The sequence below is a fragment of the Pseudomonas sp. Z003-0.4C(8344-21) genome, assembly GCF_900104975.1.
In the GTDB taxonomy this organism is placed as follows: Bacteria; Pseudomonadota; Gammaproteobacteria; order Pseudomonadales; family Pseudomonadaceae; genus Aquipseudomonas; species Aquipseudomonas granadensis.
This window is the reverse complement of record NZ_LT629756.1, coordinates 5,599,071-5,618,276: the sequence shown is the minus strand read 5'-3', so window position 1 is coordinate 5,618,276 and position 19,206 is coordinate 5,599,071. Positions and strand designations below refer to the sequence as shown.

General features: G+C 61.5%; 18 protein-coding genes. 11 read left to right on the top strand and 7 right to left on the bottom strand.

The window, feature by feature from the left end:
• The first annotated feature begins 173 nt into the window (after positions 1-173).
• From BLU24_RS25385 to BLU24_RS25375, 3 genes are read left to right on the top strand one after another with little or no spacing between them, the layout of a single operon-like run.
• Positions 174-1,523 (top strand): type VI secretion system Vgr family protein, encoded by a 1,350-nt coding sequence (locus BLU24_RS25385; protein WP_093105123.1) that lies wholly within the window; start codon positions 174-176, stop codon positions 1,521-1,523.
• The gene (locus BLU24_RS25380) at positions 1,520-2,308 is read left to right on the top strand and encodes a DUF4123 domain-containing protein (protein ID WP_093105120.1); all 789 of its coding nucleotides are present in this window, start codon (positions 1,520-1,522) and stop codon (positions 2,306-2,308) included. The genes BLU24_RS25385 and BLU24_RS25380 overlap by 4 nt, the downstream gene beginning before the upstream one ends.
• 17 nt (positions 2,309-2,325) lie before the next feature.
• Positions 2,326-3,201 (top strand): alpha/beta hydrolase, encoded by an 876-nt coding sequence (locus BLU24_RS25375; RefSeq protein ID WP_093105117.1) that lies wholly within the window; start codon positions 2,326-2,328, stop codon positions 3,199-3,201.
• On the opposite strand, the gene BLU24_RS25370 is transcribed toward BLU24_RS25375, so the two are convergent.
• Together BLU24_RS25370 and BLU24_RS25365 are read right to left on the bottom strand one after the other, a co-directional pair.
• A complete protein-coding gene (locus tag BLU24_RS25370) occupies positions 3,195-4,544 on the bottom strand; it encodes an MATE family efflux transporter (protein ID WP_093105114.1) in 1,350 nt (449 codons plus the stop codon). The genes BLU24_RS25375 and BLU24_RS25370 overlap by 7 nt on opposite strands.
• Positions 4,545-4,703: 159 nt before the next feature.
• Complete coding sequence (locus tag BLU24_RS25365) at positions 4,704-4,997, bottom strand: hypothetical protein (protein ID WP_093105111.1); 294 nt, start codon at positions 4,995-4,997, stop codon at positions 4,704-4,706.
• 242 nt (positions 4,998-5,239) lie between these two features.
• Here BLU24_RS25365 and BLU24_RS25360 point away from each other — a divergent pair, with 242 nt between their 5' ends.
• The 5 genes from BLU24_RS25360 to BLU24_RS25340 all read left to right on the top strand — a co-directional run bounded on the left by BLU24_RS25360 (position 5,240) and on the right by BLU24_RS25340 (position 9,722).
• Complete coding sequence (locus BLU24_RS25360) at positions 5,240-5,542, top strand: MazG-like family protein (protein ID WP_093105108.1); 303 nt, start codon at positions 5,240-5,242, stop codon at positions 5,540-5,542.
• Positions 5,542-6,291, top strand: a complete 750-nt coding sequence (locus BLU24_RS25355) for a methyltransferase (RefSeq protein WP_090281095.1) — start codon at positions 5,542-5,544, stop codon at positions 6,289-6,291. The genes BLU24_RS25360 and BLU24_RS25355 overlap by 1 nt, the downstream gene beginning before the upstream one ends.
• 12 nt (positions 6,292-6,303) lie before the next feature.
• Positions 6,304-6,915, top strand: coding sequence for a DUF4136 domain-containing protein (locus tag BLU24_RS25350; protein ID WP_093105105.1), 612 nt, complete (start codon positions 6,304-6,306; stop codon positions 6,913-6,915).
• A gap of 53 nt (positions 6,916-6,968) precedes the next feature.
• Positions 6,969-7,526: a DUF4136 domain-containing protein gene (locus tag BLU24_RS25345; RefSeq protein ID WP_093105102.1), complete on the top strand. Its 558-nt coding sequence runs from the start codon at positions 6,969-6,971 to the stop codon at positions 7,524-7,526.
• 198 nt (positions 7,527-7,724) lie between these two features.
• Positions 7,725-9,722 carry a pilus assembly protein TadG-related protein gene (locus BLU24_RS25340; protein WP_093105099.1) on the top strand — a complete coding sequence of 666 codons (1,998 nt, stop codon included), beginning with the start codon at positions 7,725-7,727 and terminating at the stop codon, positions 9,720-9,722.
• Here BLU24_RS25340 and BLU24_RS25335 read toward each other — a convergent pair.
• Both BLU24_RS25335 and BLU24_RS25330 read right to left on the bottom strand, forming a co-directional pair.
• Positions 9,719-12,472 (bottom strand): PAS domain-containing sensor histidine kinase, encoded by a 2,754-nt coding sequence (locus BLU24_RS25335; protein WP_093105096.1) that lies wholly within the window; start codon positions 12,470-12,472, stop codon positions 9,719-9,721. The two genes, BLU24_RS25340 and BLU24_RS25335, sit on opposite strands and share 4 nt — an antisense overlap.
• Positions 12,469-12,912: a TadE/TadG family type IV pilus assembly protein gene (locus BLU24_RS25330; protein WP_093105093.1), complete on the bottom strand. Its 444-nt coding sequence runs from the start codon at positions 12,910-12,912 to the stop codon at positions 12,469-12,471. Before BLU24_RS25330 ends, BLU24_RS25335 begins: the two co-directional genes overlap by 4 nt.
• Before the next feature lie 75 nt (positions 12,913-12,987).
• On the opposite strand from BLU24_RS25330, the gene BLU24_RS25325 reads away from it, so the two are divergent.
• The 3 genes from BLU24_RS25325 (at position 12,988) to BLU24_RS25315 (ending at position 16,155) form a co-directional block, all read left to right on the top strand.
• On the top strand, positions 12,988-13,458 hold the full coding sequence (locus tag BLU24_RS25325; RefSeq protein ID WP_093105090.1) for a prepilin peptidase: 471 nt from the start codon (positions 12,988-12,990) through the stop codon (positions 13,456-13,458).
• Positions 13,459-13,586: 128 nt separating this feature from the next.
• On the top strand, positions 13,587-14,372 hold the full coding sequence (locus BLU24_RS25320) for a response regulator transcription factor (RefSeq protein WP_093106959.1): 786 nt from the start codon (positions 13,587-13,589) through the stop codon (positions 14,370-14,372).
• A 640-nt stretch (positions 14,373-15,012) separates the two neighbouring features.
• Entirely contained in the window at positions 15,013-16,155 is a 1,143-nt protein-coding gene (locus BLU24_RS25315; RefSeq protein ID WP_093103282.1) for an IS481 family transposase, read from the top strand.
• A 1,136-nt stretch (positions 16,156-17,291) separates the two neighbouring features.
• On the opposite strand, the gene BLU24_RS25310 is transcribed toward BLU24_RS25315, so the two are convergent.
• The 3 genes from BLU24_RS25310 to BLU24_RS25300 are packed head-to-tail and all read right to left on the bottom strand — an operon-like array spanning position 17,292 to position 19,205.
• Positions 17,292-17,564, bottom strand: coding sequence for a DUF3613 domain-containing protein (locus BLU24_RS25310; RefSeq protein ID WP_093105087.1), 273 nt, complete (start codon positions 17,562-17,564; stop codon positions 17,292-17,294).
• Between the two features lie 10 nt (positions 17,565-17,574).
• Positions 17,575-18,297 (bottom strand): tetratricopeptide repeat protein, encoded by a 723-nt coding sequence (locus tag BLU24_RS25305; RefSeq protein ID WP_093105084.1) that lies wholly within the window; start codon positions 18,295-18,297, stop codon positions 17,575-17,577.
• A gap of 23 nt (positions 18,298-18,320) precedes the next feature.
• Positions 18,321-19,205: a type II secretion system F family protein gene (locus BLU24_RS25300; protein WP_093105081.1), complete on the bottom strand. Its 885-nt coding sequence runs from the start codon at positions 19,203-19,205 to the stop codon at positions 18,321-18,323.
• Position 19,206 lies beyond the last annotated feature (1 nt).

The following is a 19,206-nucleotide window of genomic DNA, read 5'->3' as shown; positions in this document are numbered from 1 at the left end:
ATGATCCGGTGGGATGTCTCCCAAAATCTGCGCGAAATGCTTGCCGGTCCCGGCCAGCAAAGTCATCCGGTCTGCTTTTCGCGTAGGTCATTTCCTAAGTTGTACTTCAGCTCTCTACTCGGCCATGGCTCTCGGCGAGAATCGCCGGCCGCCCCTCCTGTAGAGATCCGCCCATGTTCGATCCAGTCAACGAGTCGTCGTTTCGTCTCGATGTAGCGGGCCTGTCCGACCCTTTCGAAGTCCTGGCCTTCACCGGTACTGAAGCTCTCAGCGAAGCCTTCACGTTCGAGATCGATGTATTGATCGACGATCCGCACCTGGACCTCGCCGGCCTGCTGCATCGTTCGGCTTTCCTCTGTTTCGGGCCGTCGGGGGAGGGCGTGCACGGGCAATTGCAAAGTCTTGTCCAGCATGAGCATGACCCCGGCCTGCGCTTGAGCCGGGTGCGGCTGGGGCCGAAACTCGCCTGTCTGGCCCTGCGCCTGAGTCAGCGTATCTTTAGTGGCCGATCGGTGCCGCAGATCCTCGAACAAGTGCTCAGGGAACACGGCATCGTCGGCAACCAGCGCCGCTTCGAACTGCGCCGCGACTACCCGACCCGCACGTTCTGCACGCAATACCGCGAATCGGATCTGCAACTGCTGCAGCGTATGTGCGCGCAGGCGCAAATCCACTATTACTTCGAACACCAGCGCGACCGGCATTGTCTGGTGTTCACCGATGACCCGGCGCAGATGCCACTGGCCGGTGCAGCGCGGTATCAGTGTGAAGACGACGAGCAGCACGCTGCACCGGCACTGCGCCAATGGCGATTGCACAAGGCGTTGCAGTCCGGACAGTCAGGGCTGCAAACCGTGGAGCACGCCGAGGGTCATAGCGACCTGGCCGCGTTGCGCAGTGGGCATTGGCTGCGTCTGGCCGGCCATCCCTTCGCCGAATGCAATCGCCAATGGTTACTGACGCGCATTGAGCATCGCGCCGATCCTGCCCTCGAACCGCCTTATACCAACCGCGTATTCGGCGCGGTGCAGTTGCCGAGTCCAGCACTCAGTACAGCCTCGCGCGTGCGCATGCACAGCCTGCAACGGGCCTGGGTGGTGACGGTCGATGAGCCACAGCCCGATCATCAGCGACCGGTAGCCGTGCAGTTCGACTGGCTCTATCAGGGTGAAGGCGCTGCGCCGAGCCACTGTTGGCTGCCTCTGGCACCCTCGCTGGCGCAGTCGTCCATGCCCGCGCTGAACGATGGCGTCGAAGTGGTGGTGAGCTTTTTCGAGGGCGACCCGGATCAACCGATGATCAGCGGTGTGCTGCAGCCATCGCTCGCCGCGGTGGAGGATGACGCTGACCCACCGCCGCTGCCTGACAGCCTGGAAAGTCATGGGCTGCTGCAACTGCTGATGAGCGCTGAGCCATTGCTGTTGCTCTGCCTGATCCCGGGAGGCGGAAGTTTCAGTCATTGTGCGCAGGCGGTGTGCAGTTGTCGGCTGGTCACGGCGCTTGAACAGAGCGGCGCAACATGACGGGCGCCCAGCCCCAGACGCAGTGGCTGTTGCTCGACAGCCTGGATGCCCCGCAGGCCTTGCCAGTGTTGCGCCAGGCGTTCAGCGCCGTGCGCCGATTCAGTCTGTTCGACGGCACCGAGTTCGAACCGGTCAGTGGGCACGGGCCGCTGCTGATCGATCTGAACGAATGCCCGGCCCTGACCGCATTGTGTCACCGCGACCCGAATACGTGGCGCGGGCTGTTGCTCACCAGCGAGGTGTCGGCGCAACAGCTGCTTGGCCATTTGCAGCGCATGCTCACCGTGTCGTTCGGCCTCAGCCACCGCGCCTTGCTCAGCTATTACAACCGGCAGACCGCGAGCTATTTCTTCGATGCCTGCGACGCTGCCGAACTGAGCCGCTGGCTTGGGCCGATCCGCCAGTTGCGCTGGTTCGGCGGCACCTGGGCCGACCGGGCGATCGGCAGCCAGGGCTGGCAACAGTTGCGCAATCCGGGGCTGGCCGTCGAGCCACTGAACATCGAAGAAAACCTGACCCGGCGCCAGCGCGAGCGCCTGCAAACCTGCCTGCTCGAACAGCACATCTGGCGCTGGAGCCAATCGCTGGGAACCGAATACGCCACCATGGCCTCCCATGTCCAGCAAGGCCTGGCGCTGGGCTTCAGCGACCGCAGCGTGCTCGATGGCTGGTTGTGGCTACGCTTGTTGCATCCGCGGGCGGCGCTGGTGCCACCGCCGGTGGGGCTGACCCAGCAACAACGGCTTGACCATGTGCGGCGCCAGTGGCGCGGTGATCAGCCCTGAGACGAGGTTCTGCGCAGATGGCAGGTTTATTCCGGCAAGGGCTTGGCGCAATGCTCGGCAGCCTGTGGCTGCTCGCGCTGTGCGCGTGTTCGCCGGTGCAAGTGCTCAATGCATTGACGCCGGACAGCAGCTACAGCAAAACCGCAGGCATCGCTTATGGCGACGATTCGCGACAGAAGCTCGATGTTTATGTGCCGCGTACGGCATTGCCGGATGCGCCAGTGGTGGTGTTTTTCTATGGTGGCAGCTGGAACAGCGGCTCACGGAGTGACTACGCTTTTGTCGGCGAAGCGCTGGCATCAAAAGGCATCGTCGCGGTGGTGGCGGATTACCGTTTGTACCCACAGGTGCGTTATCCGCTGTTTCTGCAGGACGGGGCCCGCGCCGTGGCGTGGGTTCGCACGCATATCGGTGAGTTTTCCGGTAACCCGCAAAACCTCTATCTGATGGGGCATAGCTCGGGCGCCTACAACGCGGCGATGCTCGCGCTGGACGGCGAGTGGCTGGCGGCGGTGGGCCTGGCGCCCACGGATTTGCGCGGCTGGATCGGGCTGGCCGGGCCGTATGATTTTCTGCCAATCAAGAACCCTGCCGTGCGCCCGGTGTTCTTCTGGCCGGATTCACCGCCTCAGTCGCAGCCGATCAACCACGTCAGTCGCGGTGCGCCGCCTGCGTTGCTGATTGCGGCCCGTGAAGATGATCTGGTCAACCCGACGCGCAACACCGGCGGCCTCGCCGACAAGCTGCGCGCCGCCGGTGTTCCGGCGCAGGATCTGTATTACGCGCGACCCAACCACATCACTTTGGTCGCGAGCCTGTCACGGCCGTTGCGGCGCCTGGCGCCGGTGCTCGATCAGGTGGTCGGCTTTGTCCGCCATACGCCGACTCAGTGAACGCCGCCGTTGAACCAGCCATCGTTGCGCTTGAGCCACCAGCCCTGCGCGCCGAGGGTGAGGCTGCGCAGCACCATGAACAGCAGGAAAGATATCCACAGCCCGTGATTGCCCAGACCCTGCAACGCCCAGGCGAACGGCACAAGCAGCACAACCGTGATCAGCATACCGTTGCGCATTTCCCGCGCGCGGGTCGCGCCAATGAACAGGCCGTCGAGCAAATAGCTCCACACCGCAATCAGCGGCAGCACGGCGAGGTACGGCAGGTAGATGAACGCGGTGTCGCGCACGCTCTGAATGTCGGTCTGCATCTCGATGAACAGGTGCCCGCCGAGCAGAAACAGCACGGCAAAACCGAGGCTGGCGATCAGCGACCAGCCCCCGGCGATCACCAGTGAACGCCGCAGGGCGAGCCGGTCGCGGGCGCCGATGGCGTGGCCGCACAAGGCTTCGACGGCATGGGCGAGGCCGTCGAGTGCATGAGCGGTCAGCAGCAAGCCATTGAGCAGCAGCGCATTGGCCGCCACGGTCGCATCGCCCAGTCGCGCGCCTTGCACGGTGATCATGAAAAACACCGATTGCAGCGCCAGGCTGCGAATGAAGATGTCGCGGTTGACTGCCAGCAACGGGCGCCAGCTCTGCCAGCGTTTCAATGCGGGCCAGACGATGTGCCCCGGATACGCGCGCAGCGCCTTGCGCGTCAGCAACAGGCCGAGCAGGGCGCCGCTCCATTCAGCAATCACCGAGGCCCGCGCCGAACCGACCACACCCCAGTCCAGGCCCATGACGAACCACAGATTAAGCACGATGTTAATCAGATTGGTGGTCAGTAGAATCGCCAGCGGCGCCCGAGCATTCTGCGTGCCGAGGAACCAGCCGACCAGCGCATAACTGGCGAGCGCCGCGGGCAGGCCGAACAGCCGCGTATGGAAGAATTCGCGAGTGAGTTGCTCCAGCTCTGCCGAAGGTTGCATGAAGTGCAGCGCGACCCCGCTCAACGGCACGCCCAACGTGCCAAGCAGCAGCGCCAGGCCCATCGCCAACAGCAATCCCTGCAACAGGATCTGCCGCAACGCCGCGCCATCGCTGCGCCCGGCGGCCTGCGCGGCAAACCCGGTGGTGCCCATGCGCAGAAAGCCCATGGCCCAGGCCAGAAGCGTATAAAGGCTGGCGCCCACCGCCACCGCGCCCAGTTGATGAGCGTGCGGCAAATGGCCGATGACGGTGCTGTCGACCAGCGCCACCAGCGGCACGGAAATATTGGACAAAATCATCGGCGCGGCAAGCGCCCAGACCTTGCGGTGGGTCAGGCGGTCGCGCCAGTCGGCAATCAGAGTGGACATGCAGGCTCCTTCGGGGAGCCGCATTGTAGCGATTCATGAGACCTGAAACGCGATCCCGTGTAGGAGCGAGCCTGCTCGCGAAGGCGTCAGTTCAGGCGAATCATTGGTGACTGACCCACCGTTATCGCGAGCAGGCTCGCTCCTACAGGCGTTGTGCTTTCAATGAATAATCCAGCTGAGCAACCACAACCCCAGCAACAGCCAGATGATCCCGGCAATGATCGACGCGTTCATGAACGCGCGAATGGCCGACCACAACAGCATCAAACCGACGATCAAGGCAATGATGCTGATGATCGAGGTATCCATCCCCAGCGTGCGGGAGAGCCCCTCGACGAAGTTGCCTCCGGCGTTGCTCAGCAGGTTGAACAGGCCGCTGAGCCCATCGACGATAAAGCGGATTACCGAACCGAGCACCTGCCCGAGCCATTCGAAAAAGCTTTCTACCTGCATGTGTGCGTCCTGATGAAAGAGCTGAGCCTTGGGCCACAACGGTAGTGGCCGAGTTCCCTGCATCATAGAAGGTTTACCACAATCCTGTAGGAGTGAGCCTGCTCGCGATGGCGTCGTGTCAGGCAAATCAATTTCAAAGACACGACGCCATCGCGAGCAGGCTCACTCCTACAAAGATCAAGAGCGCCGCGCTTGCCTTCAGCCGTTATCCCCCCGAAGCTATACGCCTTCAGGAGAGCCCGATGAACCTTGTTGAACTGACCGAACGCCTGCACGCCATTCGCGACCGCAATGACTGGCGACAATTTCACAGCCCGAAGAACCTGGCGATGGCTGCCAGCGTCGAGATGTCCGAGCTGGTGGAAATCTTCCAGTGGCTGACTGAAGACCAGTCGCGCCAGTTGCCCGCCGACCAGCTTGCCCACGCCGGGCAGGAAATCGGCGATATCGTCCTGTACCTGTTGTTGCTGTGCAGCGAGCTGGGGTTGGACATGAATGAAGTGGTGCGCGCCAAGCTCGCCGACAGCGAACGGCGGTTCAGTTGATGGGCGACCGGCATTTCGATCAGTTGGCGACGCGTTTCGCCGAAAAAATCTACGGCGGCGCCAAAGGCGCGATTCGCCTCGCGGTGTTGCAGGCCGATCTGGCCGAAGCGCTGCCCGACCGTCCGTTGCGCGTGCTCGACATCGGTGGCGGGCTCGGCCATATGTCGCTGTGGCTGGCCGAACGCGGGCACGACGTCACGTTTACCGAACCGGCCGAGCCGATGCTCGAAGGCGCCCGCCAGCGTTTCGCCGATGCCGGGCAACGCGCCACTTTTATCCAGGCACCATGGCAAGCGCTGCCCGACCAGCTCAGCGAACCGTTCGATCTGGTGATCTGCCACGCCGTGCTCGAATGGCTTGCCGAACCTCACGCCATTCTGCCGGTGCTGCATCAACTGACCCGGCCCAGTGGCTGGCTGTCGCTGGCGTTCTACAACCGCGACGCGCTGATCTACCGCAACCTGCTCAAAGGCCATTTCAAGAAAATGCGCAAGAACGTCATGGCTGGCGAAAAGCAGAGCCTGACCCCGCAGCAGCCGCTCGATCCGCGCGAGTTGGCAACGCAACTCGACGGTCTGTGGCAGGTCGAAAGCCAAAGTGGCGTAAGGGTTTTTCACGATTACATGCCGGTGGAGTTCCAGGCCCGCGCCGACCTTGCGGACTTGCTCGAGATGGAACTCGCCCACCGCCGTCATCCAAGCTTCGCCGGGCTTGGGCGGTACTTGCACTGGATCTGCCGGCCGATCTGATCGGAGCGCGTCATGAAAGCTCAATCCGGGTTGTTGCTCATGTGTCTGGGGTTGGCCGCCTGTCAGGGCAGCAACCCATACGTGGCTCAATCGCGGCCATTGCCGCCGGCACCACCGCAAGCCGCCAGCACCTTCGACCGCAGTGCCTATCCGGCGCCGCCGCGTGATTACGCGCGCTACCGCAGTTGGGCCTGGCGCAACGGCCAACTGCCGCCGGGCACGGTGTGGGCGGACTCGGCGCAAGTCGCCGAAGCGGTCAGCAATGCTCTGGATCAGCGAGGTCTGCGCCCGTTGCGCGACAACCGCCCGGCGGATGTGCTGGTCAGCGCGAACTTGCGCATGGAAACCCGCTTGCGTCAGGTCCGCGACGACTACGGTTATTACGGTGGGTATGGCGGCTACGATCGCTACGGGCGTGGTTACGGCATGTACAACAGCGTGCCGATCGTGCGCACGTATCAAGAGCAGGTCGTGGTGGTCCAGGTCGATCTGTTCGACGCCGGCAACGGTCAGCCGGTGTGGAGTGCCAGCGCCGAAACCGCCGCCACCGGTAATCAGATCGAGCGCAGCGATGCGATTCGCGAGGCTGTGGAAAAGGCCTTGGCGGCGTATCCTCCAGGTTAACTTCGCAGCATTCGCAATTCCCGCAGGTTCATGTCTTCATCCGGAGAAAAACCATGTTCCGCCGTCTCGCTCTACTCGCCATGGCCGCATTGCTCAGCGCTTGCGCGGCTAACCAGGTCAATCACGATTTCGACGCCAGCCGCGACTTCGCCGCCTATCGCAGCTGGAGCTGGAAAGACCCCGCCCTGCAATATCGCCCTGACGATCCGCGGATCAAGAGCGACCTGACCGAGCAACGTATCCGCCAGGCGGTGGCCGATCAACTTGATCAGCGCGGTTTGCGCCCGGCGCCTGCGGGCGCCAGGGCTGATTTGAACGTGCAGACCTACTTGATCGTCGAGGACCGCCAACAACAAGTGACGACCAACTATGGCGGCGGTTGGGGTGGTCCGTGGAACGGCTACTGGGGCGCGCCGATGTACAACGAAACGCGCAACATCACCTACAAGGTCGCGACCGTCCAGGTCGATCTGCTCGACGGCAAGGACGGCAAACTGGTGTGGCGCGGCAGCGACGAGCAGATGCTCACCAGCCGACCGAACCCGGAAGACCGCAGCAGTGCAATTCGCGAAACGGTGACGCGGATTCTGAGCAACTATCCGCCGCGTTGACCCAAGATCGACATTCCCAATGTGGGAGCCAGCCTGCTGGCGATGACGGCGGCACATCCTGCAGCGATGTGCCAGATCCACCGCCATCGCCAGCAGGCTGGCTCCCACAATGTTTTAGGGCGCAGCGCAAAGTGCGCAGCCTCCAGCCCCGTCTACACTCACAAGCACCCACAGGAGGTCACGGCAAAGGAGTGCGCCATGTCGCCTCGTTCGCGATTCAACGGCCCGGCCCGGCAACGCGGGGCGATCGGGTTGATGGCGGCGGCCACGCTCAGCCTGGCGGTGGTAATGCTGTTGCTGGTGGTCGACAGCGGCCGCTTGTATATGGAGCAACGCAAGTTGCAGCGCGTGGTCGACAACGCTGCGCTTGAAGCGGTCAGCCGTGGCGGCACTTGCCTGCCGGGCCTGAGCGCGGCCAATTACGCCGGGCAAAGCGCGCTGCGCAATGGCTACATCGTCGACGCCAGCAACACCCTCGCCACCACCTGCGGCACCCTGCTCACGACAGCGACCGGGCTGCGCACCTTCAGCGTGGATGCCACGCAAGCGGTCGCGGTGAAAGTCGCCGCCAGTCGCACCGTCACCAGCAGTTTTGCCGGTGGCGTGCAGGCGTTGTTCAGCGCCAACCCGGTCAGCCTCAATACCACGCTGAATGCCTCGGCAGTGGCCGCCAAGCCGCAGCCGACCGTGGCCCAGCTGAATATCCGCAGTAACCTGGCAACGATTGACACGGCGCAATCGAACATTCTCAACCCGCTGTTTTCCGGCCTGTTGGGCGGTAACGTCAACCTCACTGCGCTGGGCTGGGAAGGCTTGCTCAACACCGATATCAACCTGCTGAAATACCTCGATCAGTTGGCGATCAATCTCAACGTCACCGCCGGTGATTACACGCAATTACTCAATACCCAAACCAGCGTCACGCAACTGATTCAGGCGGCGGCGACGGTGGTGCAACTCGGCGGCGCGACTGCCCAGGTGACTACCGCACTGGGCCAGTTACAGGTGGCGGCGATCAACGCGGCACCGGTCAGACTCGGCGACATTCTGCAATTGCAGACCGGCACCACGGCGGCGGGGCTGGACGCCAATCTGCAACTGCTGCAACTGGTTCAAGGCGTGGTGCAACTGGCCAATAGCAAGAGCGCGGTGGCGGCGACGTTGCCGGTCAGCGTGCTGGGGCTGGCGAATGTCACGGTGCGGGTCAAGGTGATCGAGCCGCCGCAGCTTTCCGCGATTGGCGATCCGGCACGCGCCAGGCTCAATCCGCTGGGAGCTGACAGGATTTATGTGCGCACGGCGCAGGTGCGTACGATGCTTTCGGTGAATCTTCCGGTGCTCTCCGGTGTGACTGGACTGACCAATGCGGTGCTGGGACTCGTTGGCGGATTGACCCCGACACTCAACGCGCTGCTGAGTCTGAATCTGGTTGGCACGCTTAATTCAGCGCTGTGCCTGCTGGGCGCGGGTTGTGAGCAACTTGATCCACTATTGCTGCCATCGCCACGGATCGACATCAGCCTCGACGCCGGCGGCGCGAAAAGTTATGTAACTGATTACAGCTGCCCGACAGGCACCAGCGGCACCAAGAGCCTGACCGCGCATACCGTCACCTCGCTGGCCGACCTCAAACTCGGCAAGATCGACCCGATCAACGCTTTTTCTTCCGCCGCCCAGCCGACCGTCGCGCCCTTGCCATTGATCGATCTGGGCATCGTCACCTGTCACAAGATCCTCTTGCTCGGCACCTGTAATCCCGCCACTCACGTTCCATTTGGGGCAGGGGGCATCGGCATCAAGCTCGACACCAGCGTCGCGCAGAACTCGCAAGACCTGGTGTTCTCCAGCAGCACGCCGTTCGCCGCGCCGGCCAACCTGAAAATGCCGCCGAGTGTGCTCCCCGCTGTGCCGACCAGCAACATCGTCGGCAGCCTGTCGAATACGCTGGCGGGGATCAATCTGATTGTCTACAAACCAGTGGGCAGCAACCCGCTGGGTGCGATCATTACCGGCGTCGCTTCGTTGATCAGCGATGTCACCAACCGTTTGTTGCCAGTCGTGACCAGCACCATCAGCCCATTGCTCGATCCCTTGCTCAACAACCTGCTCAAAGGCCTGGGCATCAACCTGATGGACGTCAAGGTCGGCGCCAACATGACCTGCGGCCAGACCGGCAAGGCCTATCTGGTGATCTAGGCGTCGCTGACAATCGGCAATTCTATGCAGAACCGCGCGCCCTCCACCGAGTTGCGCACGCTCAAGCGGCCACCCATGTTGTCGATGATGCCGTAGCTCACCGAGAGCCCCAGCCCGGTGCCGACGCCGATCGGCTTGGTGGTGAAAAACGGTTCGAAAATGCGTTCGAGCAAACGCGCATCGATGCCGCCGCCGTTGTCCTCGACCCACAGCCGCACATGCTGCTCATCGCGTTCGACATACACCGAGATCCACGGCTTGAACGCTGATTCCTTCTCGTGCTTGCTGAGCAATGCGTCACGCGCGTTGACCATCAGGTTGATCAGCACTTGCTCCAGTTGATCGACGTAGCCGCGCACCTGAACCTCGAACGTGGTCTCGCTGATGCGCAGGTCCACGCCTTTGCCACGCATGCCTTCGGCCAGTAGCGATAACGTACCTTCGATGGCGTAAGCGGGGTTGAACAGTTGTTGCTCGATTTCCGAGCGCCGGCCAAACACGCGCATGTGATCGACCACTTTCGCCGCGCGCTGCACTTGCGCGTCGATGCGGTTGAGCTTGTCGGTCAGGTAGTCGATCTGCACGTCACCGTTGCCCAGGCGTTTTAGTACGTTGACGATGGCCATGCGCATCACGTTCAGCGGCTGGTTGATTTCATGGGCCAGGCCGGTGGCCATTTCGCCGAGGGTGGCCATTTTTGCGCTTTGCGTGAGTTGCTGTTGCGAGCGGCGCAGCTCGGTGTTGTCGCGGCCCACCGCTTGCACCTCGATCAAGCGACCCTGTGCGTCGAACACGCCGCGATCGGACCACACCCACCAGGCGTGTTCGCGGCCGGGCAGTTGCAGGCTGATCTCAGCGGTGCTTACCGGTTGCTCCGGGGTCAGCGCAGCGAGACGTTGAATGAACGCGCTGCGCTGCTCGTCGGACATCCAGCTGCCGAGATCGACCCCCGGCAGTGCCTGCGGCGCGCATTCCAGATACGTCGCCAACGGGCGGTTGCCGAAGGTCAGAATCAGGTCAGGGCGATAGCGACAGATCATCGCCGGCGAATCCTCGACCAGAATCCGGTAGCGCTCTTCACTGCTTTTTACCTGCTCGGCGGCCAGCGTCGCCTCGGTGACGTCCAGCCACAACCCCACCGCTTCGACCGGCAGGCCAAGGTCATCGCGCAGCAGTCTCGCTTCGTCGAGCAGCCAGTGATAACTGCCGAGACGGTCACGCAGTCGATAACGCCCACGCACCGACCCTTCGCGCAGCAGCTGACGCGTGCGCTGAAAATACAGGTCGCGATCGTCAGGATGGATCATCTCGATCAGCGCGCCATCGCTGCAATCGGCCAGGCTCCAGCCGAGCAACGGTTGCAGGCTGGCGCTGAAAAACGTCGGGATCAGTGCGCCTTCGCTGTACTGCTGAACGTAAATCACCGCGGGCGAACTGGCGATCAGGTTGTCCAGCCGCGCGTGTGCGGCGGCGGCGCGTTGCTGCTGGTTCTGGATGTCGCTGATGTCGAGCATGAACCCGACCACCCGCCGATGGGTGCCGTTACCGATGGCCTGGCCTTGCACGCGATACCACGTCGCGGGCTGCGCAGGCTCGCGGCCGGCCAGGCGCACCGACAGCGTCAGGGTCTCGCCGTGCTGCTGCAAGGCGTGCAGGCGGCTGCGCAACTCGTCGCGGTCGGCGGGATGGATCTGCGCCAGCCAGTCTTCAAGGGCTGGTTCGCCAGTGTCCAGCTGCAGCGCGGCGGCCAGCGTGGGGGCCAGTTGCACGCGCTGGCGCTCGGCGTAAATTTCCCACCAGCCGCTGCCCAGCAGGCTTTGCAAGGCTTCGACGCGCTCCAGTTGCAGCTGATGCTGGTGTTCGCGCAGACGCCCCAGCAACGGGCCGGCGAGGGCGCCGAGCAGCGCCGTCCAGTCGCGTTCGTTCAGGTACGGCGCGGCTGTCTCGACAGGGTAAAAAGCGCAAAGCAGCCAGGCGACCACGCCACGTTCATCGCTGTACGGCACGGCGAAACCTTCGGCATTGCCGAACAGCGCCTGCACCCGCGAGTGCTCATCGAAACCCGGCTGCCCGCCGATCCGCTGCGGCGTCGCGCCGCTCAGGCTGTCTAGCGGCGTGCCGAGATGCTGGCCGTCGTCCCAGAGGTTCGGCGCATCGTGAGCGCGATACTGTCGATAAACCTGCCAGCCCTCTTCATCGTCATCGAGCAAGGCCAGCGCTACACAAGGGATGTGCCAACGCTGCGCGATCACTTGCAGTTGTTCGACGACGACCTCCGGCAAACGCGTCTGGCTGCAGGCACGCACCTGCTCGCTGATTCGCGCGGCAATCGATTGGCACGCGTCGCGCTGACGCGCTTGCTGGCGTTCAAGCAACAAGTCGCCGATATCGATCAATTGCAGCAGCCAGCCTTCGCCCAGCGGCTGCACCCAGCCGCGCAGGTGCAAGGTCTGCTCGCCGAGGCCGGAGAAGTCGAGATCGAGCAACACGCCTTGCCACTCCCTGGGGCGGCCTTCGATAGCCAGCGTGCTTTGCGCTTGCACGTAAGTGCTCAGCGGCAAGGGCTTGTCGTGGGGTTTGTGCTGCGCCAGCAGATGCCGCAGCGGCCCGGCCATTTGCACCACGCCACCGTCGTCGTTCAGGTAAAGATGCAAACCACTGGCGGGCGAGCCGAGCCGGTCGGGCAATTCGTGGGCGGCGAATGTGGTGCGTTTAAGCAAGCGCCCGAAGAGCTTGTCGCCCGAGGTCAAAATTGCAGGCTCGAGGTAGCGGTCAGATGACTGGGCAGACTGGGGACCGGGCCGATGCCCGGCACCAGCAGAAACGGCATGACCTGATTGAGCTTGCTGACCGGGTAACTTACTTGCACTGTCAACAGACCGGTCCCGCTGTATTGGGCGCTGGTATCAACGCCAACCACCAGATTGAAGACCGGCGGAATCCAGGACAATTGCTGGGTCAGCGTCGCGTTCGCGGTATTGATCACCACGGTTGAATAGTTGGGCGTGTTCGGATCGACCGCAACACTGCGGCGTACCGCTTCGGCCGTGGCCTGATTGAACGACTGCATCATCACCAGCGGCAGGCTGTAGCTGACCAGACCGTAAAACACCGCAAAAAAGATGATGAACACCAGAGCGAACTCAATCGCCACCGCACCTGTTTGCGACTTCCGGAAGGCGTATTTCATGAGTGCGTCTACCCTGACTGTCACTGCGTAGTATCAGCATAGAATCATTCAGCAAAAACGGACGGCTTTTCGCGGATGCACAGTTTTATCCTGTTGCTTTGGCTGGTGTTGTGCGCTGCGCAAGATGCGCGTCAGCGGCGCATTGCCAACGTGCTCACTTTGGGGGCTGCTGCGCTGGCGCTGGTTTATCTGCTGGTGACCGGCAACACTTGGCTGGGCGCGGAAGCCGGGCAGGGTGGCTGGGCGGTTCTGATAGCGCTGGGGCTGACTTTGCCAGGCTTTTTCATGGGGCGCATGGGCGCTGGCGATGTGAAATTAATGACAGCTCTCGGCCTTGCGACGAACGGTCTGTTTATTCTTTGGGTGTTTATCGGCGCTGGGATCGCCAGTGTGATGTGGATGCTGCTGGCGCCAAGACTCTGGCTTCATATGAGTCAAGGGCTTAGAGAGCGTTTGCGCTATCTGGCGCCAGACAAGTCAAAAAAGCTGCCATTTGCACCGTTTGTGCTGGCCGGGGCGATGTCTGTGCTGCTCTGGATTCATTGATCGCCAAGCGCCACTAGTCCTATGTACATAGTCGGAAAGTAGGTCTACTTTCAACTGGAACGGGTTATACCGCTAAACGCTGGCAGTACAGGAATGGTCAGCTTTGGCCCAGGGCAATGGAGTGGCACGTGAACAAGCTTACGTCTGCGGTGAAAATCCTTGTGGTCGACGATCAGCCGTTGGTGGTCGAGGAACTGTGCGAATTTCTGGAAAGCAGCGGTTACCGCTGTGTGCCGTGCCAATCCAGTCTGCAAGCGATCGAGCGCTTCAGCGACGACGCCGAGATAGGCCTGGTGCTGAGCGATCTGCACATGCCGGACATGGATGGCATTCAGCTGATTCAAGAGTTGCAGCGGCTGGCCGGCAAGCATCGGGTGTTCGAGGCGATCATGCTCACCGGGCGCGCGGACAAGCAGGATGTGATCAAGGCGTTGCGTGCCGGGATTGCCGATTACTATCAAAAGCCGATCAATCTGGATGAGTTGCTTGAGGGCGTGCAGCGTCAGGAAGCGGCGCTGCAGGAGCGTCAGAAGAATCTGCATCTGGGGCATCTGAATCAGAAATTGCAGTTCTTGTCGGAGTCGATCGACGATCTTTATCAGGATCTGGACAAGGTGCGGCGCAGTCCGGCTACGGTTCGCGATGTGTTGGGCGGTGAGCCTGACGGCGGTGAGGCGCAGGAGACGCCGGCGCTGTTCAGTCAGTTGTCGCCACGCCAGCTCGATGTGGCGCGGTTGGTGGGCAAGGGGCAGACCAATTATCAGATTGCCTGTGAGTTGGGGATTACCGAGAACACGGTGAAACTGTATGTGTCGCAGGTGTTGCGGTTGACGCATATGCATAATCGTACGCAGTTGGCGTTGGCCTTGGCGCCCAGTGGTTCTGCGTTGCGGCAGCGGGTTACGGCGCATTGACCTTGGCGGCCTCAGGGCCGACCAGGCTTTGGTTGTTTTTGGGTGAATATCCGTTTTTTGGGGTGTGGCTGCTGGCGGTTTCGCCCTTACGGCGACTTACTTTTTTACAAGCGCCTAAAAAAGTAAGCAAAAAACGCTTGCTCCTGCGTTCGGCCCTCGCAGGCTCGGGTCCCTTCGCTCCGGGATCGATCCGGGCGCAGCGGCTACGGTTTGCTTCGCTGCACCTACTTCCGCTGTGTCTGGCTGCGCCAGACGGTCGCTGCGCTCCCACGCCCGGATCGATCCCTCCACTCAGCCTTCCGATGTCGCTGGTTAGGCAAGATCAAGATCAAAAGCACTCGAGCTGGCGCTCATTGTTGAGTGGTTAGAAGCGGGTGGTGGGCTTTGGATTTGTGGTGTGGCTGCCCCTCATCGGAGCGCCGCCCGCCCAGCCCTCTCCCCCTGGAGAGGGAGCCGATTTTGGTTGGATTCGAAATTCGCATTCGACTCCGTATCACAGGGCGACGTAACTCTTGAATCCATCACGGTCAGTCCCCTCTCCCTCGGGGAGTGTATGTACCGGACACATGGTAGACACATGTTCGGAGACATGGTGGACACTTTTAAATAGACACATTGCTCATCGCGAAGGAGATGGCCTGTGTCTTGGGAAGAGGTGTCCACCGTGCAGCTTCGTACAGAATTTGTACTTTTGGCTCGGAAAGAAGGAGCCAATGTTCGGCAGCTTTGCCGCCGATTCAATATCAGCCCAAACACTGCCTACAAATGGCTCAAGAGGTTTGAAACCTCAGGTGCAGAGGGATTGATCAATCAGTCTCGACGACCCAAAACATCACCCAAACGCTGCGCTGATGAGGTTGAGCAGCAGATTCTGACCGCGAGTCAGGAGTACGCGGCTTGGGGCGCTCGCAAGCTCAAGCGCGTGCTGGAAAACAGCGGCGCAGTGATGCCTTCTGTCAGTACTGTGCATGCGGTTTTGCAGCGTCATTCGCGCATTGATCCAAAGGCCGCTGAGATCAAACCGTTTATCCGGTTCGAGCATGAAGCGCCCAATGATCTTTGGCAGATGGACTTCAAGGGGCATATCAGCCTGGCTCGGGGGCGTTGCCATCCGTTGACGATATTGGACGATCATTCACGGTTTTCGCTGTGCATCGCGGCATGCATCAATGAGCAGCGTGAAACCGTCCAGGAGCATCTAATCCGGGTCTTTCAGCGTCATGGCCTGCCTTTGCGCATGACGATGGACAACGGTTCGCCCTGGGGTGACCAGACGGGCGTTTATACCGCGCTGGAGGTCTGGCTGATGAGCCAAGGCATCAAGGTCGGCCACTCTCGTCCTTATCATCCGCAAACCCAAGGAAAGCTGGAACGCTTCCACCGCAGCCTGAAAAATGAAGTCCTGCGAGACCGGCACTTTATCGATCTCAACGACGCGCAACGGGCGTTTGATATCTGGCGTGATATATACAACCAGAAGCGCCCGCATCAAGCGCTGGACATGCAGGTTCCCGCTACTCGTTACAGCAGCAGCTCACGGGAATATCAGGAGCAACCTGCGGCCCCGGAGTACGACGAGGGTGATGTGGTCAGGAAGGTTCAGGCGAAGGGCGAGATTTACTGGGGGAATCGTGAATACGCGGTCGGAAAGGCGTTTCACGGGAGATCAGTTGCTATCCGGGAAACGATGGAAGACGGCATCCACGATGTCTACTGGAGTAGACATCGTATCGCCCGAATCGACTTGAACTTGCAGATCGTGACGGCAGGTAAGAAGATCTAAACCGTCCACCATGTCTCCGAACATGTGTCTACCATGTCTCCGGTACATACAGGGAGAGGGCTAGGGTGAGGGGCTTTTGATTTTCAAAACTCGAGTACGATTCGGTATCACACGTCTGCGTAACACTTGAATCCCCCGCGGTCAGTCCCCTCTCCCTCGGGGAGAGGGCTAGGGTGAGGGGCTTTTGATTTTCAAAACTCGAGTACGACTCGGTCACACGTCTGCGTAACACTTGAATCCTCCGCGGTCAGTCCCCTCTCCCACCGGGAGAGGGCTAGGGTGAGGGGCTTTTGATTTTCAAAACTCGAGTACGACTCGGTATCACACGTCTGCGTAACACTTGAATCCCCCGCGGTCAGTCCCCTCTCCCTCCGGGAGAGGGCTAGGGTGAGGGGCTTTGATTTTCAAAACTCGAGTACGACTCGGTATCACACGTCTGCGTAACACTTGAATCCTCCGCGGTCAGTTCCCTCTCCCACCGGGAGAGGGCCAGGGTGAGGGGCTTTTGATTTTCAAAACTCGAGTACGACTCGGTATCACACGTCTGCGTAACCCTGCGGTCAGTTCCCTCTCCCATCGGGAGAGGGCTAGGGTGAGGGGCTTTTGATTTTCAAAACTCGAGTACGACTCGGTATCACACGCCTGCGTAACACTTGAATCCCCCGCGGTCAGTTCCCTCTCCCATCGGGAGAGGGCTAGGGTGAGGGGCTTTTGATTTTCAAACTCGAGTACGACTCGGTATCACACGTCTGCGTAACACTTGAATCCCCCGCGGTCAGTCCCCTCTCCCACCGGGAGAGGGCCAGGGTGAGGGGCTTTTGATTTTCAAAACTCGAGTACGACTCGGTATCACACGTCTGCGTAACACTTGAATCCCCCGCGGTCAGTTCCCTCTCCCACCGGGAGAGGGCCAGGGTGAGGGGCTTTTGATTTTCAAAACTCGAGTACGACTCGGTATCACACGTCTGCGTAACACTTGAATCCTCCGCGGTCAGTCCCCTCTCCCTCTGGGAGAGGGCTAGGGTGAGGGTTGGCTTTTGGCTTTGCCATCAGGCGCCCCATTCCTGACTGAACATACCCAATCCAAATGTGGGAGCGAGCCTGCTCGCGATAGCGTCCGCAAGCTCACCACCGCACTAATTCTTGGTCTCAACCTTCCCACCCGCATCCGGATCATAAAAATCCGGTATCTCGTATTTGTACTTTTTCAACCAGCGCTGCATCGCCAGGTCGCGTTCGGTCGCGGTGGCCGTTTGCGGTTTTGGTGAGGCGGCTTTGTTGCGGCTTTGCAGGAGCAGCCAGCCTTCGGTTTCCTGTTGTTGCGCCGAGGCGGGGCCGGCGTCGATGGCGGGGGCGCTGAGGGGCAGGGTGAGCAGGGTCAGGTAGCACAGGCCTTTGAGGGGATGCATGGCTGTCTCCTTATTTGAGCGACGGCGGCAGTGGGTCGGCCACGGCGGCGACCTGATTGCCAGTCGGCGGTTTGGCTTTGCCCGGCGCTTTGAGTTGTTCAGCGCGTTGTTGGGCCTGGGTGAATTGTTCCGGGGTCAATTTGGTGCGGCTGACGATCTCGGCGGCTTGCGGCCAGTCGTTCTGGTACAGCAGCAGGGTGACCATGTTCAGCGTCGCCAATTCGTTGTTCTGCTTGAGTTCGATGGCGGTGAGGAATTCGAAACGCGCGTCGTTGAGACGCAACTGGTTGAGGTAGACCACGCCAAGGTCGTTGCGGATTTTCTCGTCGGTGGGCGCCAGGCGGGCGGCGCGTTGCAGGTGGGCCTGAGCCTGGCCGTAGTCGCCTCGCGCGGCGTGGAGCTGGCCCAGGCCATGTTCGGCCTGGGCGGTCAGGCAGCCGCCGAGCAGGCTGCGATATAACGGTTCCGCCTCGCTGCGGCCGAGCAGGCGGTAGACCTTGGCTTTGCGCAGGCGCACTTCGCTGAGGTTGTCCGGCAGGCTTTGCAGGTTGGCCAGGCTGGCGTGCAGTTTGCCGTCGTTGGCCAGATCGTCGGCGAGGTTCAGCGCCAGTTCCTGCTCCTGGGTCATCTTGCTGCAACTGCTCGGTGACAGCAGCGCCGTCCACGGCGCCTGGCCGTCGGTGGCGCAACCGCCGAGCAGCAGCAGACTTGCCATGACTATCAGTACTTTCATCAAACGCTCTCCATGAGCCAACGTCAGTTTGCGAACGCCCGGGCAATCGCGGTGAAGCCCGGGCCGGCGAGGACGATCAGCAAGGCCGGAAACAGAAACAGCATCATCACCACCGACATCTTTGCCGACATTTTCGAGATGTATTCCTGCAAGCGGGTCAGGCGTCGGTCATCCAGCAGTTGCTTGAGCGCCAGCAGCGATTTCATCGCGCCGCCGCCCTGGTGAATCAATTGTTCAAGAATCACGCAGGTGTCGCTGAACTCGTCGACAGCGAGCATCACCGCCGCTTTGTGCAGCTCCTGGCCGAGTTCCAGGCCGCTGTCGACGCGCGCTAGAATCAAGCGCAGTTCGCCGGTCAGCTCCGGCAGCAGTTTTTGCGCTTCGTTGCTCAGTACGCGCAATGCCTGTTCCACCGCCATGCCGGATTCGAAGAGGATGCGCAGCAGCGGAATGAAGGTGGATATCTCCACCGCGAGGGTGCGCTGGCGTCGCGCCGAGGCGTAGGCGAGCACGCGTTTGGGCAGCAGATAGCCGCCACCGGTGGCGAGCATCGGCACGATCCAGCGGTTGTCGGCCTGGGGCAAGAACACCTGCTGCAGAAAGATCGCCAGGCCCAGGGTCAGCAGCGGCGTGCCGATCTGGCAGGCGGCGTACAACGAGCGCTCGCTGGCACGGCGCCAGCCGATGCGGTTGAGCAGGGTCTGGGTTTCGCTGTCGATGCTCACCGAGCGCTGGCCGAAGCGGCTGTTGCCCACCGCGCGCAACCAGCTGCCGAAGCGGTTTTCGCGCAAGGTTTGACCTTGCAGGCGCTGGTTGATTTGCCGTACCCGGCGCCGCTCGACCAGCAGGTGATTGATCACCAGCAACAGCGCGCCGAGCAGCAGCATGAGGGCAGCGAGCCAGATCATC